This window comes from Curtobacterium sp. MCJR17_043 (assembly GCF_003224315.2).
Lineage (GTDB): Bacteria > Actinomycetota > Actinomycetes > Actinomycetales > Microbacteriaceae > Curtobacterium.
Genome location: NZ_CP126259.1, coordinates 1,956,052 through 1,979,156, shown reverse-complemented (window position 1 = coordinate 1,979,156; position 23,105 = coordinate 1,956,052). Strand labels below are relative to the sequence as shown.

30 protein-coding genes and 3 pseudogenes are annotated in these 23,105 nt (G+C 71.1%); 18 read left to right on the top strand and 15 right to left on the bottom strand.

The window, feature by feature from the left end:
• Positions 1 to 17 precede the first annotated feature (17 nt).
• The 7 genes from DEJ15_RS10235 to DEJ15_RS10210 form a co-directional block, all read right to left on the bottom strand.
• Positions 18 to 344 (bottom strand): P-loop NTPase family protein, encoded by a 327-nt coding sequence (locus DEJ15_RS10235; RefSeq protein ID WP_110825484.1) that lies wholly within the window; start codon positions 342 to 344, stop codon positions 18 to 20.
• Entirely contained in the window at positions 334 to 546 is a 213-nt protein-coding gene (locus tag DEJ15_RS18380; RefSeq protein ID WP_349814688.1) for a flagellar export chaperone FliS, read from the bottom strand. Before DEJ15_RS18380 ends, DEJ15_RS10235 begins: the two co-directional genes overlap by 11 nt.
• A complete protein-coding gene (locus DEJ15_RS10230) occupies positions 449 to 817 on the bottom strand; it encodes a flagellar export chaperone FliS (RefSeq protein WP_349814687.1) in 369 nt (122 codons plus the stop codon). The genes DEJ15_RS18380 and DEJ15_RS10230 overlap by 98 nt, the downstream gene beginning before the upstream one ends.
• Positions 818 to 834: 17 nt before the next feature.
• Positions 835 to 1,602 (bottom strand): flagellar filament capping protein FliD, encoded by a 768-nt coding sequence (fliD, locus tag DEJ15_RS10225; protein WP_284174948.1) that lies wholly within the window; start codon positions 1,600 to 1,602, stop codon positions 835 to 837.
• On the bottom strand, positions 1,572 to 2,240 hold the full coding sequence (locus tag DEJ15_RS10220) for a flagellar cap protein FliD N-terminal domain-containing protein (protein ID WP_284174947.1): 669 nt from the start codon (positions 2,238 to 2,240) through the stop codon (positions 1,572 to 1,574). The genes fliD and DEJ15_RS10220 overlap by 31 nt, the downstream gene beginning before the upstream one ends.
• A 123-nt stretch (positions 2,241 to 2,363) precedes the next feature.
• On the bottom strand, positions 2,364 to 3,524 hold the full coding sequence (locus DEJ15_RS10215) for a flagellin N-terminal helical domain-containing protein (RefSeq protein ID WP_110825481.1): 1,161 nt from the start codon (positions 3,522 to 3,524) through the stop codon (positions 2,364 to 2,366).
• A gap of 132 nt (positions 3,525 to 3,656) precedes the next feature.
• Positions 3,657 to 4,475, bottom strand: a complete 819-nt coding sequence (locus tag DEJ15_RS10210; protein WP_110825534.1) for a sigma-70 family RNA polymerase sigma factor — start codon at positions 4,473 to 4,475, stop codon at positions 3,657 to 3,659.
• A gap of 375 nt (positions 4,476 to 4,850) precedes the next feature.
• Between DEJ15_RS10210 and DEJ15_RS10205 the strand changes: the two genes are divergently transcribed.
• The 6 genes from DEJ15_RS10205 to DEJ15_RS10180 are packed head-to-tail and all read left to right on the top strand — an operon-like array spanning position 4,851 to position 8,950.
• The gene (locus DEJ15_RS10205; protein ID WP_110825480.1) at positions 4,851 to 5,336 is read left to right on the top strand and encodes a flagellar protein FlgN; all 486 of its coding nucleotides are present in this window, start codon (positions 4,851 to 4,853) and stop codon (positions 5,334 to 5,336) included.
• 2 nt (positions 5,337 to 5,338) lie between these two features.
• Positions 5,339 to 6,775, top strand: coding sequence for a flagellar hook-associated protein FlgK (gene flgK, locus DEJ15_RS10200; protein ID WP_181419576.1), 1,437 nt, complete (start codon positions 5,339 to 5,341; stop codon positions 6,773 to 6,775).
• A gap of 2 nt (positions 6,776 to 6,777) precedes the next feature.
• Positions 6,778 to 7,410 (top strand): flagellin N-terminal helical domain-containing protein, encoded by a 633-nt coding sequence (locus DEJ15_RS10195; RefSeq protein ID WP_284174945.1) that lies wholly within the window; start codon positions 6,778 to 6,780, stop codon positions 7,408 to 7,410.
• A 53-nt stretch (positions 7,411 to 7,463) separates the two neighbouring features.
• Complete coding sequence (locus DEJ15_RS10190) at positions 7,464 to 7,664, top strand: hypothetical protein (RefSeq protein WP_502866093.1); 201 nt, start codon at positions 7,464 to 7,466, stop codon at positions 7,662 to 7,664.
• Entirely contained in the window at positions 7,661 to 8,053 is a 393-nt protein-coding gene (fliW, locus tag DEJ15_RS10185) for a flagellar assembly protein FliW (protein WP_110825478.1), read from the top strand. The genes DEJ15_RS10190 and fliW overlap by 4 nt, the downstream gene beginning before the upstream one ends.
• Before the next feature lie 60 nt (positions 8,054 to 8,113).
• Positions 8,114 to 8,950: a hypothetical protein gene (locus DEJ15_RS10180; RefSeq protein ID WP_181419577.1), complete on the top strand. Its 837-nt coding sequence runs from the start codon at positions 8,114 to 8,116 to the stop codon at positions 8,948 to 8,950.
• A 191-nt stretch (positions 8,951 to 9,141) separates the two neighbouring features.
• On the opposite strand, the pseudogene DEJ15_RS18375 reads toward DEJ15_RS10180, so the two are convergent.
• The 3 genes and pseudogenes from DEJ15_RS18375 to DEJ15_RS10170 form a co-directional block, all read right to left on the bottom strand.
• Positions 9,142 to 9,282, bottom strand: a pseudogene (locus DEJ15_RS18375) (3-oxoacyl-[acyl-carrier-protein] synthase III C-terminal domain-containing protein); the annotation flags it as partial.
• Positions 9,283 to 9,499: 217 nt separating this feature from the next.
• A pseudogene (locus DEJ15_RS18370) lies at positions 9,500 to 9,823 on the bottom strand (thiolase family protein); the annotation flags it as partial.
• Between the two features lie 241 nt (positions 9,824 to 10,064).
• On the bottom strand, positions 10,065 to 10,454 hold the full coding sequence (locus tag DEJ15_RS10170; RefSeq protein ID WP_110825476.1) for a ChaB family protein: 390 nt from the start codon (positions 10,452 to 10,454) through the stop codon (positions 10,065 to 10,067).
• 89 nt (positions 10,455 to 10,543) lie between these two features.
• On the opposite strand from DEJ15_RS10170, the gene DEJ15_RS10165 reads away from it, so the two are divergent.
• The gene (locus DEJ15_RS10165) at positions 10,544 to 11,515 is read left to right on the top strand and encodes an aldo/keto reductase (protein ID WP_110825475.1); all 972 of its coding nucleotides are present in this window, start codon (positions 10,544 to 10,546) and stop codon (positions 11,513 to 11,515) included.
• Between the two features lie 68 nt (positions 11,516 to 11,583).
• Positions 11,584 to 11,907 (top strand): hypothetical protein, encoded by a 324-nt coding sequence (locus DEJ15_RS10160; RefSeq protein WP_146232873.1) that lies wholly within the window; start codon positions 11,584 to 11,586, stop codon positions 11,905 to 11,907.
• A gap of 70 nt (positions 11,908 to 11,977) precedes the next feature.
• On the opposite strand, the gene DEJ15_RS10155 is transcribed toward DEJ15_RS10160, so the two are convergent.
• Positions 11,978 to 13,252, bottom strand: coding sequence for an ammonium transporter (locus tag DEJ15_RS10155; protein ID WP_110825473.1), 1,275 nt, complete (start codon positions 13,250 to 13,252; stop codon positions 11,978 to 11,980).
• A gap of 176 nt (positions 13,253 to 13,428) precedes the next feature.
• Positions 13,429 to 14,499: a cell division protein ZapE gene (zapE, locus tag DEJ15_RS10150; RefSeq protein WP_258365956.1), complete on the bottom strand. Its 1,071-nt coding sequence runs from the start codon at positions 14,497 to 14,499 to the stop codon at positions 13,429 to 13,431.
• A gap of 136 nt (positions 14,500 to 14,635) precedes the next feature.
• Between zapE and DEJ15_RS10145 the strand changes: the two genes are divergently transcribed.
• The 9 genes from DEJ15_RS10145 to DEJ15_RS10105 all read left to right on the top strand — a co-directional run bounded on the left by DEJ15_RS10145 (position 14,636) and on the right by DEJ15_RS10105 (position 20,199).
• On the top strand, positions 14,636 to 15,547 hold the full coding sequence (locus DEJ15_RS10145; protein ID WP_110825472.1) for a sulfurtransferase: 912 nt from the start codon (positions 14,636 to 14,638) through the stop codon (positions 15,545 to 15,547).
• Positions 15,548 to 15,580: 33 nt separating this feature from the next.
• Entirely contained in the window at positions 15,581 to 15,994 is a 414-nt protein-coding gene (locus tag DEJ15_RS10140) for a SufE family protein (RefSeq protein WP_284176191.1), read from the top strand.
• Between the two features lie 268 nt (positions 15,995 to 16,262).
• Positions 16,263 to 16,937, top strand: coding sequence for an EndoU domain-containing protein (locus DEJ15_RS10135; RefSeq protein ID WP_110825470.1), 675 nt, complete (start codon positions 16,263 to 16,265; stop codon positions 16,935 to 16,937).
• The gene (locus DEJ15_RS10130; RefSeq protein ID WP_110825469.1) at positions 16,934 to 17,242 is read left to right on the top strand and encodes a hypothetical protein; all 309 of its coding nucleotides are present in this window, start codon (positions 16,934 to 16,936) and stop codon (positions 17,240 to 17,242) included. The genes DEJ15_RS10135 and DEJ15_RS10130 overlap by 4 nt, the downstream gene beginning before the upstream one ends.
• A gap of 132 nt (positions 17,243 to 17,374) precedes the next feature.
• Positions 17,375 to 17,665: a hypothetical protein gene (locus tag DEJ15_RS10125; protein ID WP_146232874.1), complete on the top strand. Its 291-nt coding sequence runs from the start codon at positions 17,375 to 17,377 to the stop codon at positions 17,663 to 17,665.
• Position 17,666: 1 nt separating this feature from the next.
• Positions 17,667 to 18,035 carry a hypothetical protein gene (locus DEJ15_RS10120; RefSeq protein WP_110825467.1) on the top strand — a complete coding sequence of 123 codons (369 nt, stop codon included), beginning with the start codon at positions 17,667 to 17,669 and terminating at the stop codon, positions 18,033 to 18,035.
• Between the two features lie 213 nt (positions 18,036 to 18,248).
• Complete coding sequence (locus tag DEJ15_RS10115) at positions 18,249 to 19,436, top strand: DUF6188 family protein (protein ID WP_284174937.1); 1,188 nt, start codon at positions 18,249 to 18,251, stop codon at positions 19,434 to 19,436.
• Entirely contained in the window at positions 19,433 to 19,807 is a 375-nt protein-coding gene (locus tag DEJ15_RS10110; RefSeq protein WP_110825464.1) for a hypothetical protein, read from the top strand. The genes DEJ15_RS10115 and DEJ15_RS10110 overlap by 4 nt, the downstream gene beginning before the upstream one ends.
• Complete coding sequence (locus DEJ15_RS10105; RefSeq protein WP_110825463.1) at positions 19,804 to 20,199, top strand: DUF6188 family protein; 396 nt, start codon at positions 19,804 to 19,806, stop codon at positions 20,197 to 20,199. Before DEJ15_RS10110 ends, DEJ15_RS10105 begins: the two co-directional genes overlap by 4 nt.
• A 252-nt stretch (positions 20,200 to 20,451) precedes the next feature.
• Here DEJ15_RS10105 and DEJ15_RS10100 read toward each other — a convergent pair whose 3' ends face one another.
• From DEJ15_RS10100 to DEJ15_RS19540, 3 genes and pseudogenes are all read right to left on the bottom strand, one after another.
• Positions 20,452 to 20,841, bottom strand: coding sequence for a hypothetical protein (locus DEJ15_RS10100; protein WP_284174934.1), 390 nt, complete (start codon positions 20,839 to 20,841; stop codon positions 20,452 to 20,454).
• A 296-nt stretch (positions 20,842 to 21,137) separates the two neighbouring features.
• Positions 21,138 to 21,818, bottom strand: coding sequence for an alpha/beta hydrolase family protein (locus DEJ15_RS10095; protein WP_284174932.1), 681 nt, complete (start codon positions 21,816 to 21,818; stop codon positions 21,138 to 21,140).
• A 167-nt stretch (positions 21,819 to 21,985) separates the two neighbouring features.
• Positions 21,986 to 22,384 (bottom strand): annotated as a pseudogene (locus DEJ15_RS19540) (DUF8805 domain-containing protein); the annotation flags it as partial.
• 98 nt (positions 22,385 to 22,482) lie between these two features.
• Between DEJ15_RS19540 and DEJ15_RS10090 the strand changes: the two are divergent.
• Positions 22,483 to 23,079, top strand: a complete 597-nt coding sequence (locus DEJ15_RS10090) for a DUF3000 domain-containing protein (RefSeq protein WP_110825460.1) — start codon at positions 22,483 to 22,485, stop codon at positions 23,077 to 23,079.
• The last annotated feature ends 26 nt before the right edge of the window (positions 23,080 to 23,105 follow it).

Genomic DNA, 23,105 nt, shown 5'->3' with positions numbered 1-23,105 from the left:
GGGGGCCGACGGGTGCGTCAGGCGCTGGCGTCGAGGTACACGGAGCCGGACGGCAGCCGCGTGGCGTCGACGGCGCGCAGTGCGCCGAGGTGGTCGAGGGCGGTGCGGCGGGCGTCCTCGACGGCGACGATGCGGTCGCGCTGCGCGGCGAGCAGCCGGGAGGCGCGGCCCACCAGGTCGCGCGGGACCGGTCCCAGCCCGGTCGGTTCGGTCCACGGCTCGTCGGCGGTCGCGCCACCGTCGAGCGTCGCCTCGAGGGCGTCGAGCACCGCTTCCCAGCGGGCGCGCGAGTCGCCGTGCGCGTCGAACGGACCCGCGGCGTCGGTCTCCGACTCAGGCGACACCGAGGGCCCCGCCGGCGGTCTGCTGCGGTGCGGCCGGGGTCGCCGGCAGCGAGGCGGCCGCGTCGTGCCAGGCCTGGCGGAGCGGCTCGAGGATCCGGATGCAGTCACGCGTGGCCTGCACGTCCCGGTGCACGTTCGCGGTGATGAGGGACGTCGACGCGTAGTTGTACACCGCGAGCAGTCCCTCGCCGCCGTCCCACATGTCGATCTTCAGCGTGGACGACAGCTCCCCCCACGATCGCCTGCGCGTGCATGAGCTGGTCGCGGGCGGCGTCCCAGTCGGACGCCACCTGTGCGGTCTCGGCGCGGTGCAGGTCGAGCAGCAGTCGGTCGTAGAGCATCGTGACGAGCTGCGCCGGGGTCGCCGACAGGACCGCCTCGTTCGTGTACTGGGCACGGCGCTGCTCGGTCACCGAACGTGGCGTCGCTGCCTGCCGGAAGGCGGCCGCGCCGCTGAGGTCGTAGGCGTTCATGTCGGTTCTCCTGCGGCTCAGTTCGCGGACATCGACGCGAGCTGCCCGGCGAGCCAGCTCGACTGCGACTGCAGCTTGCTGAGGCTCGTCTCGAGCGCGGCGTACTGGGTCTGCAGCGTCGCCCGACGCATGGTCAGGCGGTCGGTCCACGAGTCGATCTGCGTGGTGAGGTCCTTGACCACGGACTGCTTGCCCGTGATCGCGGTGGTGATGGAGCCGGAGTACTTGTCGCTGGCGGTGGTGGCGGCGTCCGCGACGGCCTCCGCGACGCCGGACAGGATCGCCTGGGTCCCGGCGGGGTCGGCCGCGAGGGCCTTCTGGAAGGCGGCTGCGTCGAAGTCGAAGTCGCCGTCCTTCGAGATGACGATGCCGATGGAGGACGGGGACTTCCCGTTCACCGGTGTCGACATCGCGCTCGTCAGCCGTTGCACGGCCGAGCGGGTGGTCGCGTCGCCCAGCAGGACACCGGCGGTGGTGGTGGTCGTCCCGTTCGTCGGGCTGGTGGTGCTCGTCACGCCGGTGTTCGAGGCGTAGTAGGACGTGACGGCGTTCAGCGCGTCGACGAGTCCGGACGCCACGCCCTGCGCCATCGTCGTGTCGCGGGCCACCGTGATCGTCACGGGGTCCGCGGACGTCTTCGAGACGGTGACGTTGACACCCGGCAGCAGGTCGGTGAACGCGTTCGTCGCGCTGGTCACGGTCTGGGCGGCGGCGGAGCCCGCCCACAGCGTGACCGAGGCGTCGGCGGCCCGGGTCACGACGGCGGCGCCGGTCTCGGCGAACACGTCCGTCGCGGTCCCGGCCGTGACGTCGGCGGCGGTCCCCCCGGTGCAGGGTGAAGCCGTTCGCCGCGCCGGTGGCGGTGCTCGTCAGTTGCAGGCGGTAGAGCTTCGTGCCGGCGGCGTCGGTGCCGGCGGCGACCTTCGTCGCGGTGACCCCGGCGGTGGAGGCGTTGATCGCCGTCACGGTGTCGTCGAGCGAGCCCGTCTTCGGCGTGACCGTCGTGGTCGTGCCGTCGGGCTTCGTGAACGTCAGCGGCGACGCGGTGTCCCCCCCAGGACGACATCGCGGCGGTGACGCCCACCTGCGCGGCGGCGGTCTGCCCGACGGTGAACGAGACGGAACCGGGCGTGGCCGCCGCACTCGTCGACACGGTGGCGTTCGTCGCGCTCGACGTCGCCGTGTACAGGTCGAGCGAGCCGGCCTTCGCCGCGGCGGAGGCCTTGGTCGCGAGCGACTGCACGAGCCCGTTGATCGTCTGCAGGGACGAGATGAACGAGTTGGTCGTCGTGACCTTCGCCTTGAGCAGGGTCTGCGGGACCTGCTCGATCGACATGAGCGAGTTGATGAGCTCGGACGTCTTCAGGCCGGAGACCAGGCCGTCGATCGCGAGCGAGGTGCTCGTCGCGGACGTGGTGGACATCGCGGGCTCCCCGGCGGTCGTCGGATCGAGGTGGTGGCGGACCGACCGCGGTCAGTCCGAGGGGGGTGGGCGCCACCACCGAGGAGCACCCGAACGGCTCCTCGGTGGTGACGACCGGTGCGACTAGCGGAGCAGCGACAGGACGCCCTGCGTGCTCTGGTTCGCCTGCGCGAGCATCGACGTGCCGGCCTGGCTGAGGATGTTGTCGCGCGTGTACTTGACCATCTCCTCCGCCATGTCGACGTCGGTGATGCGGGACTTCGCCGCGGTGAGGTTCTCCTTGGCCACGTTCGTCACGTTGATGGCGTGGTCGAAGCGGTTCTGGATCGCACCGAGGTTGGAGCGGGCCGAGGAGACCTTGGCGATCTGCTCGTCGATCAGCTTGATCGACGCCTGGGCCTTGTCGGCGGTGTCGAAGGCGACGCCACCGGTGACGGGCGCACCAGCGGTGCCCGCCGCGACACCCGTGCCCGGCGCTGCGACGGCGACTGCGCCACCGTTGTTCGCCGTGACCGTGATGCCGGTGCCGGCGCCGTTCGCGTCCTTGTCCACCGTGACGGTGAAGTTCGCCGCGAAGGCGGTGTCGGCCTTGAGGGCGTCGGCGTACTCCTGCACGCTGTCGAACGAGCCCGCGGCACCGAGGTTGCCCGTGGTGACGCTGGTCGTCTCGCCGCCCTTCGTGACCTCGAACGTCGCCGCGCCGGCCAGGGCCGCCACGTCGGCGATGACGAACTTCGTCCCGGTACCGGTGCTGCCACCGTTCAGGTTGTCGACGATGTTCTGGACGTTGGCACCGGACAGGTCGACCGCGATCTGGCTGTCGGTGCCGGCGTTCGCGCCGACCTGGAACTTCAGCGTCGCGTTGCTGTTGAGCAGCGAGGTGCCGTTGAAGTTGGTGGACGACGCGATGCGGCCGAGCTCCTTCTGGAGCTGGTCGGACTCGGTCTTGATCGCCGCACGCGACGTGTCGTTGTTCGAGTCGTTGCCGGCCTGGACGGCCAGGTCGCGCATGCGCTGGAGGATCGAGTGGGTCTCGGTGAGGCCACCTTCAGCGGTCTGCACGACGGAGATGCCGTCCTGCGCGTTGCGGGCGGCGACCGTGAGGCCACCGACCTGCGACTTCAGGCCCTCGGAGATCGACAGACCGGCAGCGTCGTCGGCAGCACGGTTGATGCGGAGGCCGCTCGAGAGCTTCTCGAGGGACTTCGACAGGTCGTTCTGCGTCGCGTTGAGGTTCCGGTACGTGTTGAGTGCCGAGAGGTTGGTGTTGATGGACATACCCATGATGTGTTCCTCCGTGAAACTGGGCCGATCGTCAGCCCGTCCGTGGGCTGACATGTGCTCCTCTCGACCGATCGGCCGGAGGCGTTAGGCGATCCGTCGGACGATTTCCCGCCCCGGCGGACCGCCGGACGGTCAACTGGCCGCGACCCGGCCGAGCGGGGCGGCGTCGTGCACCGCGCGGGCGACCCCGGCGGCGGCGTTCGTGGCGACGCGGGCGAGGTACGCGCTCCGGCGGGCGGCCGTGGTGCGCGAGGCGGGCTCGGGCGTGACTCCGTCGTCGCCGTAGTGCGCGGCGAGTCCGTCGCGGAGCAGCCGCATCGCCTCGGACCGCTGCTGGGAGACGGCGGAGTGCGTGATGCCGAGCTCGGTGGCGACGTCCGTGACGGTGCGGTCGCCGAAGTAGACGGCCTCGACGATGAGGCGCATGCGGTCGGGCAGCGCCAGGACGGCGGCGCGCAGGTACCGGCGCTTCTCGGCCTCGAGCAGGTCCTCACCCGGCAGCGGGAGGTCGGCGGCGACCGTGTCGTGCACCGTCTCGTCGATCGGGGTGATCGTCCGCGCCGCGTCGGTGAGCGCGTCGACCGCGGTCTGCCGGTCGACGCCCATCGCATCGGCGATCTCCTGCGGCGTGACGCTCCGACCGAGACCGGCGGAGAGGGCCTCCTGCGTCGCGAGCGTCTCGCGGATGCGCTTGCGGGTGCCACGGCTGGCCCAGTCGCCGGCGCGCAGGTCGTCGGCGATCGCGCCGGTGATGCGGGTCCGGGCGTAGGCGCCGAAGGGGACGCCGAGGGTCGGGTCGAACGCGTCGGCCGCCTGCACGAGGGCGACGGAGCCGACCTGTGCGAGGTCGTCGCGGCTGAGGTGGGTGGCGCGTGCGCAGGTCTCGGCGACGATGTAGCCGACGAGCGGCAGGTGCTCGACGATCATCGCGTTGCGTGCGTTCCGGTCCATGGTGTTCCCCTGGTCGTCCTGGTTCGGCTGACCCGTCCGTGGGCATGACGACCACCGGCGTCGGGACCGCCGGAGTACGTCGAAGAACCGCGCGGATCCGTCCTCGCGGTGCACCCGCGCCCTGGGCGCGACCTGGGGGTTGTCCCCCCGGTGCTGCTTCCGAACCTATCGGCTGTGCAGGGGCTGAACGAGTGCCTGTCCGTACCCAGTGCGGGGGGTGGGCGCCGCACACGCCGGTCCGCCCTTCTGCGGACACGGTCCGTCCGTGTCCCCCCGATCGGCGGACCGGGTGCGCGCTGCTTACGCCGGGACCGACGGCGTCGATAACCCCTGGAGACCGCACCCGGCGGTCGATCCGATCCCGGAGGGGGGCTGATGAGCGTGAACGACCTGTCCGCCGTCCTGTGGCGTGAACGCGAACTGCTCGAGCTGCTCACGTTCAAGCTCGAGGAGGAACAGCTCATCCTCGCCGCCGGACGCTCCCGCTGGGTGTCGCACGCCAGCCGCGAGGTCGAGCAGGTCCTCGACCGCCTACGCAGCACCGGCCTCGAACGCAGCGCCCAGAGCGCCGCCGTCGCCGAGGAGTGGGGCGTGTCCTCGGACGCACCGTTGCGCGAGGTCGTCGCCGCCGCGCCGTCCGGACCCTGGAGCGAGATCCTCGCCTCCCACCTCGCCGCCATGCTCGAACTGACCACGCGCATCGGCGCCCTGCGCGACGAGAACGACCGCTTCCTCCGCATCGCCGCCCAGGCGACGCAGGAGACGCTCGCGGGCACGGTCGCCGACGCGGACACGTACGACGCGACCGGCTCCTCGGGCGCGAACCCGGACGGCGCCCGCCTGTTCGACGGGAACCTCTGACCATGGTGAGCACCTTCGGATCGCTCCAGACCGCCTACTCCGGGCTCGCCGCTGCCCGTGCCGGCCTCGACGTCACCGGGCAGAACATCGCCAACGCCGGGACGACCGGCTACACCCGGCAGCGCCTCGTGCAGACCGAGGTCGGCGCACCGGCACAGACCGGCTTCCTCCGCGGCACCGCGGCCCTCGCTGGCCAGGGCGTGTCGGTCGACGCCATCGCCCGCCTGGCGACCGCCACCCTCGACACCCGCGTCCGGCTCTCCGCCGGTGCCGCCGCCTCCGCCGACACCCGCGCGACCGCCCTCGACCAGCTCGAGACCGGGCTGCACGAGCCGGGCGCCGACGGGCTCTCCGCGAAGCTCGACGGGCTCTGGTCCGCCTGGAGCGACCTCGCGACCCACATCGACGACCCGGGTGCCGCGAGCGCGCTGCTCGGCGCCGCGAAGACCGTCGCCACGGCCCTCTCCGCCGGGTCGAAGAGCGTCGACGCGCAGTGGACCGCGACCCGGTCCACCGTCGCCACGCAGGTCACCCGGCTCAACGACGCCGCCGCGCAGGTCGCCGACCTCAACGGGCAGATCCGGTCGACGGTGGCGTCGGGCGGGAACGCGAACGAACTCCTCGACCGACGCGACCAGCTCACCGAGTCGATCGCGACGCTGACCGGAGCCACCGTCCGCGACAACGGCGACGGCACGGTCGACGTCGTCATCGGCGGGAACGCGCTGGTGCAGGGCACCTCCGCCCGCGCCGTCGCCCTCGCCGGTGCCGGCTCGTTGGCCGACACCCGCAGCGGTTCCGGCGCACCGGCCCTGTCCTGGGTCGGCGGCTCCGCGGGTCCGGTCGCCCTCGACGGCGGGTCGATCGCGGGTGGGCTGTCCCTGCTCGCGCCCGCGAACGGCGCACGGACGGGTGGTGCCCTCGCCGAGGCCGCCGCCGCGTACGACGCCGTCGCCACGGACCTCGCGACGTCGGTGAACGCCCTGCACGCCACCGGCACCACGCCGTCCGGGGCCACCGGCAGCCCGTTCTTCGCCCTCGCCGCCGGTGTCCCCGCGGCCCAGGGGCTGTCCGTCGTCCCGACGGACGCGAGTGGACTCGCCACCCGGAGCGCCACCGGGCAGTTCGACGCCTCGGTGCTGACGGCCATCGCGGCGGTCGGCAACCGTGCCGGAGGTCCCGACGCGACCTGGGCGACCTTCGTGACGGGCGTGGGCAGCGCCTCCCGGACGGCGACGTCGGAGGCGACGCTCACCGGGCTCGCCCTCACCAACGCGCGCACCCAGCAGCAGTCGAGCGCCGGCGTCGACATGGACGAGGAGAACGTGTCCCTGCTCGCGTACCAGCACGCCTACCAGGGCGCGGCACGCGTCCTGACCGCCGTCGACGAGATGCTCGACACCATCATCAACCGCCTCGGCCTCGTCGGGAGGAGCTGACCGTGATCACCCGTGTGACCACCCAGATGACCATGGCCGCCGCGCAGTCGCGTCTGCAGGCCGGTGCCGCGAAGGTCGCCGACCTGACCGACCAGGCCACGAGCCTCAAGGCGATCCGGAAGCCGTCGGACGACCCGACCGGCACCGCGACCGCCATGCAGGTGCGCAAGGAGCAGGCGCAGGCCGCCCAGCACGCCCGGAACGCGGACGACGCCGTCGGGTGGCTCGCCACGACCGACAGCGCCCTCGCCGGGGTGTCGAAGGTGCTCGGCAAGGTCCGGGACCTCACCGTGCAGGCCGCGAGCGACGGGACGATGGGCACCACCGACCGGCAGGCGTTCATCAGCGAGCTCCAGGGCCTCAAGGCCGACCTGCTCAGCTCGGCGAACACGAAGTACGGCACGCGATCGGTCTTCGCCGGGTCCTCCCCCCGCCGCGGCCGCGTACGCGCCGGACACGACGTGGGCCGGCTCCCCGTCCGCCAGCGTCTCCCGGACGGTCGGCACCGGCGACGAGGTCCGCGTCGACACCGACGGCAGCGCCGTGTTCGGGACCGGCGACGCGTCGGTCTTCGCACTCCTCGACGACATCGTCGCCGACCTGCAGGCAGGGACGAACGTGAACCCCCCGACTGAACGAGATCGACGCGGCGCAGGCCGCCGTCCGCGGTGCGCAGGCCGACGTCGGTGTGCGGCACTCCGCGGCGCTGTCCGCACAGGACGCGCTGAAGACGCTCTCGACCACACTCGAGGGTCGCCGCTCCGGCGTGGAGGACAAGGCGCTCGCCCAGGCCGTCCTCGACCTGCAGGTCCAGAGCACCAACTACCAGGCAGCCCTCGCCGTGACCGCGAAGGTCCTGCAGCCGACCCTGATGGACTACCTCCGATGAGCATCGACCTGACCTTCACCGTCGCACCGTTCGGCCTCGAGCCGCTGCGGTCGTTCACCCTCGACCCCGTCGACGGCGCCGACGGCCTGTTCGCCCTGGTGGGCACCGGCACGACGGACTCCGGCGTGACCGACCCGCGGCTGTACCTGCTCGACGCCGCCGTGCACCTGCCCGACTACGCGCCGGTGCTCGCCGACGAGCAGGCCGACCGCATCGGGCTCGAGCGTGCGGAGGAGGCCATGCTCCTCGTCGTCGCGAACCCGGACGCGGCCGGCACCACCGTGAACCTGCTCGCCCCGGTCGTCGTCAACGCCCGCACCGCCGTCGGCGCGCAGTTCATCCTCGAGGACCAGGACCTGCCGATCCGGGCCGAGCTCGCCCACAGCTGACCCTCCGGAGAGCGACCGCGCTCGGCCGCTCCGAGCACCCCCCCGCGTAGCGTCGACGTCATGTCCCGCACCCCCAAGGGCCACGACGCGATCGTGCCGATGCCCCCCGCACCCGTCCAGACCGCCCCGTCCGCCGACGGTCAGCGCGTCCAGTCCGACGACACCTCGGGCTGGACCGCATGGCTGGACCGGGCGATCTCGGTGCAGCGGCCCGTCGTCGTCGCCCACGTCGCCCGTGTCCGTCGTCGTCACCCCGACGCCTCCCCGGCCGAGGTCATCGAGATCCTCGAGCGCCAGTACCTGACCGCCGTGACCTCCGGCGGCGCCGCCGTCGGCGCGAGCGCCGTCATCCCCGGCGTCGGGATGGTCGCGAGCCTCGGCCTGAGCGGAGCCGAGACGGTCGGGTTCCTCGAGGCCAGCGCGCTCTTCGCCCAGTCCGTCACCGAGGTGCACGGCATCACGGTCGAGGACCCGGAGCGCGCCCGCGCCCTCGTGATGGCGATGATGCTCGGCGCGCCCGGGACGCAGCTCGTCCAGCAGCTCGCGGGCGAGGCCCGCGGCGGCAAGGGTCGCACCGCGTTCTGGGGCGAGCTCGTCACGTCGTCGCTGCCGAAGCAGGCCGTGAGCGGCATCGGCGGGAAGCTGCGCAACACCTTCGTCAAGCGGTTCCTGACCCGCCAGGGCACGTCCGTCCTCGGCCGCGCGATCCCGTTCGGGATCGGTGCCGTCGTCGGCGGCCTCGGCAACCACGCGCTCGGGCGCAAGGTCGTCCAGTCCTCCCGCAGCGCATTCGGTCCGCCGCCCGCGCACTTCGCGGTCGTGGTCGACGCCGAGCCGGTCGGCTCGGACTCCGCGAAGCCCCTCAGCAAGCGGCAGCAGCGCAAGCTCGACCGCTGACGCGCCCGACGGACGGGAGGCCCGGCACCACCCGGTGGGGAGCCTCCCGTCCGTCGCCCGGGCGGGCCGGCGCTCGCGGTCAGCGGCGACGGACCGGCGTGGTGACCACCTGTCCGGCGTGCGCGAACCCGCCCCCCGAACCCGAAGAGCAGCGCCGGGACGCCCTCCGGCAGTTCCCCGCGGTGCCACGCCTTCGACAGACCGAGCGGCACGCTCGCTGCGGAGGTGTTGCCGGACTCGACGACGTCGCGCACGACGTACTTGCCCTCGCCGCCGAGCGCCGTGACGAGTGGCTCGATGATGCGCAGGTTCGCCTGGTGGAAGGCGAACACCCCGATGTCGTCGAGGGTCAGGCCGGCCCGGTCGACGACCGCGCGCGCGTGTCCCTCGGCCTCGGTGATCGCCCACCGGTAGATGGAGCGGCCCTCCTGCTGGAACACCTCCGGGTCGTGCGTGACGCGGACGGCGTCCTGCAGGTGCGGCACGCTCCCCCCATGACACCGGTCCGATCTGCGGCTCGTCGGAGACCTGCAGGACCGCTGCGCCGGCGCCGTCGCCCACGAGCACGCAGGTCGAGCGGTCGGTCCAGTCGGCGATGCGCGAGAGCGTCTCGGAGCCGATGACGAGCGCGGTGTCGGCGGACCCGGTGCGGATGGCCTGGTCGGCGATGGCCATGGCGTACTCGAAGCCGCTGCACGCGGTGTTGATGTCGATGGGGGCCGGGCCGTTCGACATGCCGAGCGCTGCGGCCACCCGTCCGGCCGTGTAGGGCGAGCGGTCCCGGTGGGTGGTCGATGCGACCACGACCAGGTCGACGTCGGTCGGCGCGACGCCCGCGTCCGCCAGGGCGTTGCGCGCCGCCTCGGTCGCCATGGACGTCACGCTGTCGTCCGGGCCGGCGATGCGCCGGGTCCTGATCCCGGTGCGTGTCGTGATCCACTCGTCGTTCGTGTCGACCATCGTCGACAGTTCGTCGTTGGTGAGGATCCGGTCGGGCTGGTGGTGGCCGAACCCGGTGATCCGGCTGCCTCGGAGTGCTGGGATGTTCACCCCCCCGAACGCTACGCCTGTCGTCCAACGCCGCATGCCGGGCACGGCATGGGGTGGGCGCAGGTCAGTCGCGCGCCTTCGCCGTCGCTCGGCGGTTCGCCTTCTTGATCGCGTCGACGAGCTCGTCCTTCGTCATCCTCGAGCGGCCGCTCACCTCGAGGCGCTTCGCGACCTCGAGCAGGTGCGCCTTCGAGGCGTTCGCGTCGACACCCTCCTGCGTCGTGCCGGAGTCGCGTGTACCGGCGGCACCGGAGTCCGATGGACCGGCGGAGTTCTTCTCCTCCCAGTGGTCGCCGACCTTCTCGTACTCGTGCTTCACGGCGGCCCACGCGGTCCGGCCGGCGCGCTGCCCCTCGCCGTACTCGGCCTCGGCGGACCGCAGTGTGGCGCGGTAGACGTCCTGCGCGTGCTCCGGGGACCGCTGCAGCGTGCTCGGGATGTCGTCGTCGGGCATGGTCGTTCCTCCGTCGCGTGGTCGTCGAGGCCTCCACGGGTACTCCCGGGTCCTGACAGCGCGTCGAGCCGGGGGCGTAGACCTGGTGCATGGACTACACACACCTCGGACGGACAGGGCTGTCGGTGTCACGGGCAGTGCTCGGCACGATGAACTTCGGACCGGAGACCAGCGAGGACGACTCGCACGCGATCATGGACCGGGCGCACGAGCTCGGCGTCAACTTCTTCGACACGGCCAACGCGTACGGCGGCTCGGTGGGCAAGGGCGCCACGGAGGAGATCATCGGCCGGTGGTTCGCCAAGGGCGGCGGACGACGCGACAAGACGGTGCTCGCCACGAAGGTGTACGGCGAGATGACCGACTGGCCGAACGGCGGCAAGCTGAGCGCGCTGAACATCCGCCGGTCGATCGACGCGTCGCTCCAGCGGCTGCAGACCGACCACATCGACCTCTACCAGATGCACCACGTCGACCGGGCGACACCCCGGGACGAGATCTGGCAGGCGATGGAGATCGCGGTGGGCCAGGGCAAGGTCCTCTACGTCGGGTCGTCGAACTTCGCCGGGTGGCACATCGCGCAGGCGCAGGAGGCCGCACGGCACCGGAACTTCCTCGGTCTGGTCAGCGAGCAGTCGATCTACAACCTGGTCGTCCGTGACGTCGAGCGCGAGGTCCTGCCGGCCGCGCAGCACTACGGGCTCGGGGTGATCCCGTGGTCGCCGCTGCAGGGCGGACTGCTCGGCGGCGTGATCGAGAAGACCGAGAACGGGTCGCGCCGGTTGTCCGGGCGGAGCGCCGAGTACGTCGACGCCCACCGCGACCAGCTCACCGCGTACGAGTCGTTCGCGCAGGAGCTCGGGCACACTCCGGGCGAACTCGCCCTCGCGTGGCTGCTGCACCAGCCGGGCGTCACCGCGCCGATCACCGGCCCGCGCACCATGGAGCAGTGGGAGTCCGCCGTCCGCGCGGTCGACATCCGCCTCGACCAGGCCGCACTCGACCGCCTCGACGAGCTGTTCCCCGGCCACCGGACCGCACCCGAGGACTACGCCTGGTAGCACCGCACACCGGTCCGGGCACCGACGACTCCCGCTGGAGCCGGACCACCGACGAGAGGACGACCGCGATGACCACTTCCATGCCCAACGACCACGGCGGGGACGGCGGCAACACCGAGCTCGGCGAAGCGCTGCAGCACGAAGCCGCCACCACCGGCGACTCCGGGTCGGCCGAGGAGCAACCACGTGCCGAGGACGACCGTTCCGGACTCGACCTGGAGGACCGTGGGGACCAGGAACAGTCCGCGCTCGCCGCGCTCGGGAACGACGCCCGCGGAGGTGACGCCCTCGTCGGTGGCGGCGACGACCTCGGGGACACGTCCACCGGGACCCAGACCGACGACCAAGCGGTCCCCGACGGCTCGCGCGAGGACGGTGCCGACACGCACTGATCGCCGGCCGCACGACGACGGCCCCCCGCTCCGAGTGAGCGGGGGCCGTCGTCGTGTGCGGCAGGAGCGGTCAGCGCACGCCGACCGCGCTGTTGTCCTCCTGGTCGTAGAGGACGTAGCCCTCTTCGCCGTGGACCGCGGTGTCGATGCCGGCGACCTCGTCCTCGGTCTTCACGCGGAAGCCCATCGTCTTCTCGATGAGGAAGCCGATCACGAAGGCCAGGACGAAGGAGTAGAGCCCGACGGCGAGGGCAGCGGCGGCCTGCTTGCCGAGCTGCTCGAACGAGCCCGAGTAGATCAGGCCGGTGTCGTTGGCGAAGAAGCCGAGGAACAGCGTGCCGAAGACACCGCCGACCAGGTGCACGCCGACCACGTCGAGCGAGTCGTCGAAGCCCAGGCGGTACTTCCAGTCGATCGCGAAGCAGCAGACGATGCCGGCGAGGAAGCCGAGCACGATGCCCCAGCCGGGCGTCAGGTTGGCGCAGGCCGGCGTGATCGCGACGAGGCCGGTGACGGCGCCCGAGGCGGCACCGACGGAGGTGGCCTTGCCGTCCTTGAGCTTCTCGATGAGCAGCCACCCGAGGATCGCGGCGGCGGGGGCGGCGAGCGTGTTCACCCAGGCGATCGCGGCGATGCCGTCAGCAGCGCCCTCGGACCCGGCGTTGAAGCCGAACCAGCCGAACCAGAGGATCGCGGCACCGAGCAGGACGAAGGGCGGGTTGTGCGGCTTGTGCGCACCCTTGGCGAAGCCGACGCGCTTGCCGAGCACGAGCGCCAGGGCCAGGCCCGCGGCACCGGCGTTGATGTGCACCGCGGTACCACCGGCGAAGTCGATGACGCCCCACGTGGCGGCCCATCCCGACGTCAGGTTGAACACCCACGAGGCGACCGGGAAGTAGACGACCGTGACCCAGATGCCGGCGAAGACCATCCACGCGCCGAACTTCGCGCGGTCGGCGATCGCACCGGAGATGAGGGCGACCGTGATGATCGCGAACGTGGCCTGGAAGCCGACGAAGGCCATCGACGGGTAGGCCGCCTGGATGTCCGACGACTGCGCCTCCTCGAACGCCTGGCCGAGGCCGAGCAGGTTCCAGTCGATGCTGAAGAAGCCGACGATGCCCGTCACGGCCGTGTTGTCCCCGTGGTTGGCGAAGGCGATCGCGTAGCCGTAGAGCACCCAGAGGACGCTCACCAGCGCGATGGCCCCGAAGGACATCATCATCATGCTGATGACGGACTTGGCCTTCACCAGACCGCCGTAGAAGAAGGCCAGGCCGGGTGTCATGAACAACACCAGCGCCGCCATGACCAACACGAACGTCGTGTTGCCCTGATCAAGCATGTGTGCACCTCTCGTCGCTGTGCGGCTCTCCGTCCGCCTCGGGTGCGACCGAGTCTGGCGACGACGTGTTTCACCGGGAGGCGCGCTCTGTTTCGCGGAGGTAACGTCACGGCGCGTTCTGTGAACGCTGTGTTTCGCAGCCCCGAGCGGCACCCGGCAGGGGTGTTCCGGGACGTTCAGGAGGCCCGGGGCGACTCCTCCGCGCGGGTCAGCGCGACGACGCGGCTCGCGGCACGCAGGTACTTCTTGCGGTACCCGCCTTCGAGCATCACGTCGGGGTACACCGTGTCGAGCGGGATGCCCGAGGCGACGATCCGGACCTGCGCGTCGTAGAGGCGGTCGACGAGCGCCACCCACCGGAGCGCGTCGGTCTGGTCCGTGAACGCCTGCACGTCGGTCAGCCCGACGGCGTCGAGCCCGTCGACGAGCGCGACGTACCTGGACGGGTGCACGGACGCCAGGTGGGCCACGACGGACCGGAAGTCGTCCTGCGTGACGCGGGCCGGGCCTCCCGTCCCGGACGGCGTCGACGAGGTCAGGGCCGCCAGCGCGGCGGGGACGTCGTCGACGACCGACGCCGACTCGTCGACGGCACGACGACGGAAGTCCAGGCCGTCGATGCGCATGGTGTCGAACCGGTCGGACATCGCCTGGATCTCGCGGAGGAAGTCCTGCGCGGCGAAGCGCCCCTCACCGAGCGCCCCGGGCGGGGTGTTCGACGTCGCGGCGAAGCGCGTGCCGGTCTCGGTGAGCTCCTTGATGAGGCGGGTCATCACCATCGTGTCGCCCGGGTCGTCGAGCTCGAACTCGTCGATGCAGACGAGCGCGGTCCCGCGGAGCAGGTCGACCGTGCCCTGGAAACCGAGCGCCCCGACGAGCGCGGTGTACTCGATGAACGTGCCGAACGTCTTCCGTCCGCTGGCCGCGTGGTAGGCCGCGGCGAGCAGGTGGGTCTTGCCGACGCCGAACCCGCCGTCCAGGTACACACCGGACTTCGCGGGCACCTCGGGCTCCTTGCGCTTCCGACCGAACAGCCCGCGCCTGGCCGGCTCGGGGACCGTCGTGACGAAGGTCTCGACCGCGTCCCGCACCTCGGCCTGCGAGGCGTACTCCGGGTCGGGCCGGTACGAGGCGAACGACGCCTCGGCGAACTGCGGCGGCGGCACGAGCGCGGCGGCCATCTGCTGCGGGGTGACCTGCGGGTCGCGGTCGACGAGGTGTTCCGGCGCGGGGCGCGGTTCTGGCACGGTGCGGGACCTTCCGTCGGCCTGTCGTCTGGTGTCACGTCACGGCTGCGACACGGTGCTTCCGCGTACCGTTGGGGGTGACGCGCAAGGACCGATCCTAGTCCGCGCGCCATCGATCCCCAGGAGGTACCCCCCGATGACCGCACCGGTCGACCCGTCCGAGAAGTTCCGCTCCTACGCGCACCCCGAGCGCCTGGTGTCCACCGAGTGGCTGCAGGAGCAACTCGACGCCGGCGTGGGGTCGCCCGAACTCGTCGTGGTCGAGTCCGACGAGGACGTCCTGCTCTACGAGACCGGGCACATCCCGGGCTCGGTGAAGATCGACTGGCACACCGACCTCAACGACCCGGTGCAGCGCGACTACATCGACGGCGAGGCCTTCGCCCGGCTCGTCGGCGGCAAGGGCATCGGCCGCGACACCACCGTCGTCATCCACGGCGACAAGGACAACTGGTGGGCCGCGTACGCACTCTGGGTGTTCACGCTCTTCGGGCACGAGGACGTCCGCCTGCTCGACGGCGGCCGGGCGAAGTGGATCGCCGAGGGTCGGGCGATGACCACCGACCGGACGTCGGTCGACGCGGTGGAGTACCCCGCGGTCGAGCGCGACGACGCCACCGTCCGCGCGTTCAAGGAGGACGTCCTCGCACACCTGGGCAAGCCGCTCGTGGACGTCCGCAGCGCCCCGGAGTACTCGGGCGACCGCACGACCGCGCCGGACTACCCGGAGGAGGGTGCGCTGCGCGCCGGGCACATCCCGACCGCCGTCAACATCCCCTGGAAGTCCGCCGCCGCTGCCGACGGCACGTTCAAGTCGCGCGAGGAGCTCGACGCCGTGTACCGCGAGGGCGCCGGCATCGGCGACGCGGACGAGGTCATCGCGTACTGCCGGATCGGCGAGCGGTCGAGCCACACGTGGTTCGTCCTGCAGCACCTGCTCGGCATCGAGGACGTGAAGAACTACGACGGCTCCTGGACCGAGTGGGGCAGCGCCGTCCGCGTCCCGATCGTGGTGGGCTCCGAGCCGGGTACGCTGCCTGCTCGATGACGGACGCAGCGCTCCCCCCAGCCCCTCGCCGAGATCCGCGACGACTTCCTCGCGCTGACGCAGAACGACCGCCTGCAGCTCCTGCTCGAGTTCTCCGACGAACTGCCGGCGCTCCCGCCCCGCCTGCAGGGCCACGAGGACGAACTCGAACGAGTCGAGGAGTGCCAGTCGCCGGTCTTCATCACCGTCACTGTGGGCGAGGACGGCGACGGCCCGGACGTCGTCCGCATGCACGCCACGGCTCCGCGTGAAGCACCGACCACGCGCGGCTTCGCGTCGATCCTGGCGCAGGGGCTCTCCGGCCTGACCGTCGAGCAGGTGCTCGCCGTGCCGGCGGACTACCCGCTGACGCTCGGGCTGAACGAGGCGGTCAGCCCGCTGCGGATCCGCGGCATGGTCGGCATGCTCGGTCGGGTGCAGCGGCAGGTGCGGGCGGCCGCCGCCTAGCGGCTTCTGGAAGACGGGAGGCGCGGTGCCAGCTGGTGCCGCGCCTCCCGTCCGTGGTCCCCCCGCCATCCGCACGCAGGACGTCCCGGTGGAACGACCGGTCCGCATGGCACGCTCTGCAGAGCCTGTCCGGCTTCGTCGAGCAGCTGCGCGAGGCCGCGAAGCAGGAGGACGATCGCCGGGCGAAGGCGAAAGCGAAGGCGTGGGCGGCGCGTAAGAAGGAGCGCGAGGACAACCTCTTCGTCGCTGCCACCCACGAGGTCGGGACGTGGTTCGGCGCCGACGACGACCCGAAGCCACCAGAACCGGAGCCCGAGCCGCACCGCCAGGCCGATACCGTGACGGTGCGCGGCCGGACCATCCCGGCCGGTGGGGGTGGCGGAGGCGGCGGCACGTCGTCAGCGGTGCCCGCGGACCTCCGGTCGTTCCAGTCCGGTATCCGGTCGTGCGACGAGTCACTCGCTGGTGCAGTCTCGACCTTCCGCAACGCGCTGACCGACTACGAGTCCGGCTGCAACCCGTGCTGGGGCACGCTCAGCGCGCAGTCGCTCGTGACCGCCGTGAACGACTGGATGACCGCGAACGGGCAGGACGCCGTCTGGGCGGTCACCGTCGCAGCGCAGTTCGAGGCCGCGGGCGGTGGCACCGGACCCGCCACACTGCTAGACGCCTCGATCTCGGCAGCCCTGGCAGCGGCCGGCATCGGCACGGCACCGGGTTCCCGTGCAAGTCGGAATTCCCTGCGTCTTGGAGCGATGGCAGGATCATCCACGACATCTCTGACGTCGCGACTGACCCAGATCTCGAGTGGGTGCCGCAGGGTGAGGCCGGGACGACCTTCATCGCGAATGGCATGCGAGTCGGCGTCGCGATTCGAGTAGTCATCAGAAACGATGAGATCATTTCCGGATTCCTTACCAACACATCGAAGAACTCACAATGAACGACCTTGGCAATTACCGAAATCAGGCACTCCGCATCATCAGCGAACTCGAGGATCGGCTCGGAATTCAGGCGCTGGAAGATGCGCGCGATCTCGTTGAATGCGACGAAGCCCCTCTCGGTCTGAGCATCGCAGCAGGGATCATCGCGGAGCGCAACCTCACTGTTCCCATGTGGATCGTCGAGGACATCAAACGTCTCTTGCAAGCGTGGCCAGAGGAACTGGCTGAGCTTCCCGAACATTTCGAGACGCATGGCTTTGTTCTCCTCCGCGGCGATGTGCCACCCGAAGGGCCGAGCACCTGATCGAGGGTTCCGTTCAGATTCGCGCGACCAGCGTGGCCGCGAAGGTAGGGGAATGTGCTGCTGCGTTGACTCACGTCTGTGGTCGCCGCCCCTCCTGGACACGGGGTCTTGAACTGATGCCTGCTGAGAACCTTGCTCGGCAATGAGTCGATCTCAGACGTCAACGTCCTCCCTGGTTCCGGATTGGAGATTCGTGAACTCGAACAAGTGTCCGGCACGCCGGGTCTTCCGGATCCGGTGCTCGACCACGCCACGTTCACTCGTCTCGTCGCAGCGACGGTGCAGTTCATCCAGGGCGAGTTCATCGGCTTCGAGGAAGCAGATGTGGGTCAGCTCGACAAAGCCGTCATCGTCATTGATGTGGTGGACGGAGCATGCGCGATCCAGCTCGATCGCGTCAGCGGCATCAACCCGGAGTTGTGACATGCAAGAAGTCTTCTTCTCGTCCATGGACAGCAAGTGGTTCTCGTCTGTCTTCCGGTGCGAAGTGGAACGACCGATCGAGCTCCCGAACGGTCACCATGCACTGATGGTCAGCTGCGATCCGCCGCTGAACGGACAGGAACTCGGCCACCCACCCGGCATCGGAGAGCTGTTGCTCTGGAGTCGCTTCGAAGACGAAGACCCCTGGACCTTCCCCGCCTTCCCGCACTTCGTGCAGATCTGTCTCCCTGACGTCGATCTGCCTGTCCATGCCATGCCTCCGAGCATCGCATGGGGCGAGATCTACAAGACCGAGGCCGACGCGCACGCCCACGAGATGAACGCTCGCCCGCGCTCCTCGACGAAGTGATTGAGTTGTCTGACAAGCTCCCGCAGACTCGCGAACCGCTCTACGAGGCGGTAAGGAGCGATCCGTGCGAGTGAGTGAGTGAAGATCATGTCGTTCCGCAGGAGATCAGGCCGCCCGGCCACCCGGCGGTCGGAGACGGAATTCGTCACCTACCACTGTCTGATCGGCTCGCAACCGATCGGCGTTCTGACGTTCCGCAACATCGTCAACGGGATGACCATCCCTCCGCTGCGCTGGCTCGTCACCGACCTGAACATGGTGGTGCTGCCGGACTCGGACATCAACGTCCTCGAGTGGGAGCAGAAGGTTCGCGACAGCAGCGGCGCCGGACTGTGGATCACCGACGACGACATGCGGCGCTTCGTCCGGTACAACCACCAGATGATCGATGGCGAGTTCTTCGGCTCTCCGATCGACAGCACCGCCGATGACGCGTCGCAGGCCATGGTCCGCATCGACTTCTTCGACAGCACGACGGTCACTGTCACCCTGGATCGTTCGGTGATCGGGACCTCCTGGGAGTTCGACCTGTTCCTCGGACCCGGCGTTCCCGCGTCCGGCATCGGGAGCCGCGACGAGGAGATCGCGGACGAGCAGCGCCGCGCACAGGAGGCACGGGACGGTCAGCAGATCCGCGCACTCGTCCGGGCGTGCCTCCAGAACGCTCGGATCGACGAGGCGCCGGCGCTCCTCACCCAGCTCGACGCAGTGGTCGACGTCACGCCGTCCGGGCCGCGCGCGTGGTCGCTCGCGCTCGAACGCGACGACGCGCCCCGCGTCGACCTCCCCCGACGGACCACTGCCGCAAGCCGCCAGGTACCAGACCGACGCCGAGGCAGCCGGGGGCGAGTTGCTCATCTGGGTGCACGACGGCAGGATGCAGATGGTCGAGCTCCCGTGGTGCACCGACGCGATGCCGACCGAACTGCCGCGTCTCGATCAGCTCGTCTTCCCCGCAGGGCGAGACGCCGGCGACGGCGAGAGGACACCGTGACGAACACCACGTCGGTTCCCATCCAGTTGCACCTCGCTGGCGACACGGTCGACGCCGTCACGATCGACACCGCCGTCACCGTCCGCTTCTCGAGCGGGGCGACCCTCCGGTTCGAGACCGCCTTCTCGCTCACCGAGACGGACGGCACGCACACCTTCATGGAGCCCGGCGACCCACCCTCGCTCCTGCCGCTCCTCGCCCTGCACACGACGGTGGTGGAACGCGGTACCGTCACCGGCGCCCGCATCGCCGTCCGCTTCGCATCGGGTGCGTTGCTGGAGGGGTGGTCCCACCGCGACCGGCCCTCGTGGCACTGGTCGGAACCAGGACGAGCGCGCCTGGACATCGACGTCCTGACCGGCGGCGAGGTCGTCGCTCGAACACTGCCGGGAGGAACGGCGTCATGACGGACGACCTGTCGGTCGACGACCTGCGCCGACGCCTACCGGCGTCCGACCCGCTCGTCCCGGGCCGGGTGCACGAGGTGTTGTCCGCTGTCGCCGACGATGCCGAGGTCCTCACCTACGACGTGCCGGCACGCTCCTTCACCGAGGTCGTCCGGCGCAGCTACGCACAGGACGAACCCAACCTGCTGCCACTGGTCGAACCACTCGGGCCGCTCGGGGACGCACTCGTCCTCGTGTGCCAGGTCGAGTCCGGGTCGGAGATCGTCACCGTCCTCCTCCGTGCTGCTGACCGGGTCTTCCTCTCCGCCACGGCGTACGACCGATCGGCGATCACCAGATCGCCCGACCGGCCGAGGAAGGAGACACCGTGACCGAAGACCACCGACTCGAGTTCACCGACGCCCGGGTGGACGTCCTCAGATTCACCTTCGAGACGAGCCTGGGGTTCTCGAACGGCACGACGATGCAGTTCGAGGCCGAGTTCGCGATCACCGGTCCGGACGGGGAACGCCGGATCGTGGACCCGACGGACCCGACGTCGCTCGCACCCGTCCTGGCCCTGCACGGCGACACGGTCACGGACGCGACACTCGACGGCCCCGACCTCCGGCTCCACTTCGCATCCGGAACGGTCCTCGAGGCCTGGCCCGACGACTCGTACGAGTCGTGGCAGTACGACGGCGGCGGACCGGAGCGCCGGATGATCGTCGCCCTGCCCGGTGGTGGCCTGGCGGTCTTCGGACCACCAGCGACCTCCGACTGACCAGCCGTGCCACGATGAGGGCGCCATCGGACGAGGGGAACGGACGACGTGTTCGGCAAGCGCAAGAGGGACCAGCCATCGGGCTCCGAGTTCCACCATGCTGACGGCGATCAGCAGCTCTTCGCGCAACTCCTGGCCGAGACCAGGGCTGACCCGGAGAAGGTCTTCACCATCGAGATCGTCGGCCGCGGCAGACCCGGCCGTGACCTCGACGAACAGGTCGAACGACTCCGACGCTCCGGTGTGACGGCGTCACGTCCGCCGGCCACGGAAGCAGCAGCAGACCGCGCGTCCGGACGCGCCGATGCCTCCGCCGACGAGCTGGTCCCGCTCAGCCGCGAGCCCTTCACGGCCGAGACCGGTGACGTCTTCCTCATCCCGGACGGTGGCGGCAGGGTGCTGCTCGGGCACGTCCTCGCGACGCTGCACGATGCCGTGTACGTCGCGGTCTTCCAGCGCCCCGAGGACCTCCCCCGCCCGGCCGACCCGCTCGTCGTGCTCGCCACGCAGCCGGTGGTGGCCGGGCTCACCCTGCCGGCACGGTTCCAGCCGGGCATGTGGGAGGTCGTCGGCACCGTCGCCCCGGACACCGACCGTCTGTTGCCCGCGTACACCTGGGGCACCGACGTCGACGGCGTGCACGTCACGGACTTCGACGGGTCCCGCTCCCGACCCGCGACCGAGATCGAGGCGACGACGGTCCCCCGCCGCGTGCTCGTCTCGCCGTACTTCATCGACATCGCCGTCCGCGCCGTGGTCGGCCTCGTCGACTGGCACCCGGACTTCGAGCATCTCCGCTACCGCTCCACCCCGCGCTCCGTCGACCTCTTCCCCCGCGCGCTGAAGCGGGCGCGGGCGGCCACCCCGGGTGGGGTGGTGACCACCCGTCGGACGGGAGGCGCGTCACCGCTGGTCCCGCGCCTCCCGTCCGACCCTGGTCACCGCACGTCCGCCGCCGGCCGCGGCTCGACCACGTCGGTGAGCCACGCCAGGATCCGCGCGTCGAACCAGTCGGCATCGTGGTTCCAGAGCTTCGTGTGCCGGGCGACGTGCGCGACCTCGAGCTGCACCAGGTCCGGTCGTGCAGCGGCGAGGGCGCGTGCCGCCGACGAGGGGACGAAGCCGTCGTCGTCGCTGTGCAGCAGCAGGATCGGGACGTGGAGTTCGTCGGCGCGGGCGACCATGTCGAGTTCCCGCAGGTCGATCGGCCGCTCGAGCCCGGCGATCCGGTGCACGACCGCGGTGCGGAGGACCCACTGCGCCACCTTGCGGACCGGCCGGGGCAGCCGGAGCGCGCGGCTCTGCGACTTGAGGACGGCGTTCCAGTCGACGACCGCCGAGTCCAGGACGACGCCGGTGACCAGTCCTGCGAGCCCGGAGCGGACCAGGGTCTGCAGGACCACGGCGCCGCCCATCGACCAGCCCATGAGGACGACGCTCGTGGCGCCCTGCTGCGCGACCCAGTCGAGCGCGGCGTCGACGTCCTCCCACTCGGTCGAGCCGAGACCGTAGCGCCCGTCCGCACTCGGGGGGCGCGACGCCGTCGTTGCGCCACGACACCAGCAGCACCGAGTACCCGGCCGCGCGGAACACCGGGACGGCGCGGATCGTCTCGGCACGGGTGACGCCGCGACCGTGGACGAGGACCGCCCAGGGCGCGGCCGGGTCCTCGGCGCGGACGACCCAGGCGGGCGCGGGACCGTTCGGGGTGAGCACGTCGACGTCCTCGACGGGGACGCCGAGCTCCCCCCGGAGTCAGGTAGAACCAGCCGCCCCAGCGTCCGCGGCGTGCTGCGGTCGGGTCGCCGGCGTCCACGGCGATGATCCGCCGGGTGACGGTGGTGTCGGTCACGGCCAGGACCTCGCCGACCCGCATGTGCCCGGTGGCGGCGCCGAACCACAGGCTGTACCGGCCCTGCAGCTCCGTGTCGGGACTGCGGCGCAGGGTGACGGTCCGGGCCTCCGGGTCGACCGCGGTGATCGGGACCCGCTCGGTGCGCTTGCGGTCCGGGGTGACGACGGCGCGGGCGACGGCCACGACGGAGCCGGCGATGACCGCCACGCCGGCGGCGGCGGCGGCCACACCGGTGCCGAGCGCGACGACGCCGGCCGAGCGCGCCGTGCGTCCAGCGAGGCCCGGCCGCGACCGACGTGTGGGACGGACGGCTGCGGGGCGGCGGAGCATGCGGGCCTCCAGGCAGAGGACGACTGCGGGCAGCACGACTGCGCGACGGACGGCGTGCCGCCCGCACCGGTGCTCGATCCGGAGCCTAGTCTGCATCCGTGCCTGAACCCCGAGTCCCCGACGCCGAACCGGAGGCGTTCGCGCGTCTCCGTGCGTTCGTGTCGACGGGCAGGACCCGCACCGAGACCACGGTCACCGAGATCCCCTCGCCGAGCCGCATCGCGCCGTACTCGATCGCCCTCGCGGCGGACGTGTCCGGGGTCGTGCACGGCGTCGACTCCGACCTCGGCACCGGACGCTTCATCGCCCTGCACGACCCGGACGAGCCGGAGGGGTGGGGCGGTGCGTACCGCATCGTCACCTTCGCGCAGGCCCCGCTCGAGCCGGAGATCGGCGTCGACGAGTTCGTGGCCGACGTGACGTGGAGCTGGCTCGTCGACGCCCTCGACGCGCACGGCGCCCGGTACGCCAACGCCTCCGGCACGGCGACGAAGATCATCTCCCGCGGGTACGGCGAGCTCGCGACCCAGGGCGACGGTGCTCAACTGGAACTCCGGGCGTCGTGGACGCCCCTCGACGACGACCTGACGCCGCACGTGCAGGCCTGGGAGGAGATCGTGGCGATGCTCGCCGGACTCCCCCCGGCCTCGGACGGCGTCTCGCTCCTGGCCCCTCGGAGGCTCGCCCGTGACTGATGCCGACCCCGCCTACGAAGACGCGC

Excerpts from the sequence above, each read along its gene's own strand:
- DEJ15_RS18380 (WP_349814688.1), bottom strand. The coding sequence starts at position 546 with ATGTGGGACGGCGGCGAGGGACTGCTCGCGGTGTACAACTACGCGTCG.
- DEJ15_RS10230 (WP_349814687.1), bottom strand. The coding sequence starts at position 817 with ATGAACGCCTACGACCTCAGCGGCGCGGCCGCCTTCCGGCAGGCAGCG.
- DEJ15_RS10220 (WP_284174947.1), bottom strand. The coding sequence starts at position 2,240 with ATGTCCACCACGTCCGCGACGAGCACCTCGCTCGCGATCGACGGCCTG.
- DEJ15_RS10215 (WP_110825481.1), bottom strand. The coding sequence starts at position 3,524 with ATGGGTATGTCCATCAACACCAACCTCTCGGCACTCAACACGTACCGG.
- DEJ15_RS10210 (WP_110825534.1), bottom strand. The coding sequence starts at position 4,475 with ATGGACCGGAACGCACGCAACGCGATGATCGTCGAGCACCTGCCGCTC.
- DEJ15_RS10205 (WP_110825480.1), top strand. The coding sequence starts at position 4,851 with ATGAGCGTGAACGACCTGTCCGCCGTCCTGTGGCGTGAACGCGAACTG.
- flgK (WP_181419576.1), top strand. The coding sequence starts at position 5,339 with ATGGTGAGCACCTTCGGATCGCTCCAGACCGCCTACTCCGGGCTCGCC.
- fliW (WP_110825478.1), top strand. The coding sequence starts at position 7,661 with ATGAGCATCGACCTGACCTTCACCGTCGCACCGTTCGGCCTCGAGCCG.
- DEJ15_RS10180 (WP_181419577.1), top strand. The coding sequence starts at position 8,114 with ATGTCCCGCACCCCCAAGGGCCACGACGCGATCGTGCCGATGCCCCCC.
- DEJ15_RS10170 (WP_110825476.1), bottom strand. The coding sequence starts at position 10,454 with ATGCCCGACGACGACATCCCGAGCACGCTGCAGCGGTCCCCGGAGCAC.
- DEJ15_RS10165 (WP_110825475.1), top strand. The coding sequence starts at position 10,544 with ATGGACTACACACACCTCGGACGGACAGGGCTGTCGGTGTCACGGGCA.
- DEJ15_RS10160 (WP_146232873.1), top strand. The coding sequence starts at position 11,584 with ATGACCACTTCCATGCCCAACGACCACGGCGGGGACGGCGGCAACACC.
- DEJ15_RS10155 (WP_110825473.1), bottom strand. The coding sequence starts at position 13,252 with ATGCTTGATCAGGGCAACACGACGTTCGTGTTGGTCATGGCGGCGCTG.
- DEJ15_RS10145 (WP_110825472.1), top strand. The coding sequence starts at position 14,636 with ATGACCGCACCGGTCGACCCGTCCGAGAAGTTCCGCTCCTACGCGCAC.
- DEJ15_RS10130 (WP_110825469.1), top strand. The coding sequence starts at position 16,934 with ATGAACGACCTTGGCAATTACCGAAATCAGGCACTCCGCATCATCAGC.
- DEJ15_RS10120 (WP_110825467.1), top strand. The coding sequence starts at position 17,667 with ATGCAAGAAGTCTTCTTCTCGTCCATGGACAGCAAGTGGTTCTCGTCT.
- DEJ15_RS10115 (WP_284174937.1), top strand. The coding sequence starts at position 18,249 with ATGACCATCCCTCCGCTGCGCTGGCTCGTCACCGACCTGAACATGGTG.
- DEJ15_RS10110 (WP_110825464.1), top strand. The coding sequence starts at position 19,433 with ATGACGGACGACCTGTCGGTCGACGACCTGCGCCGACGCCTACCGGCG.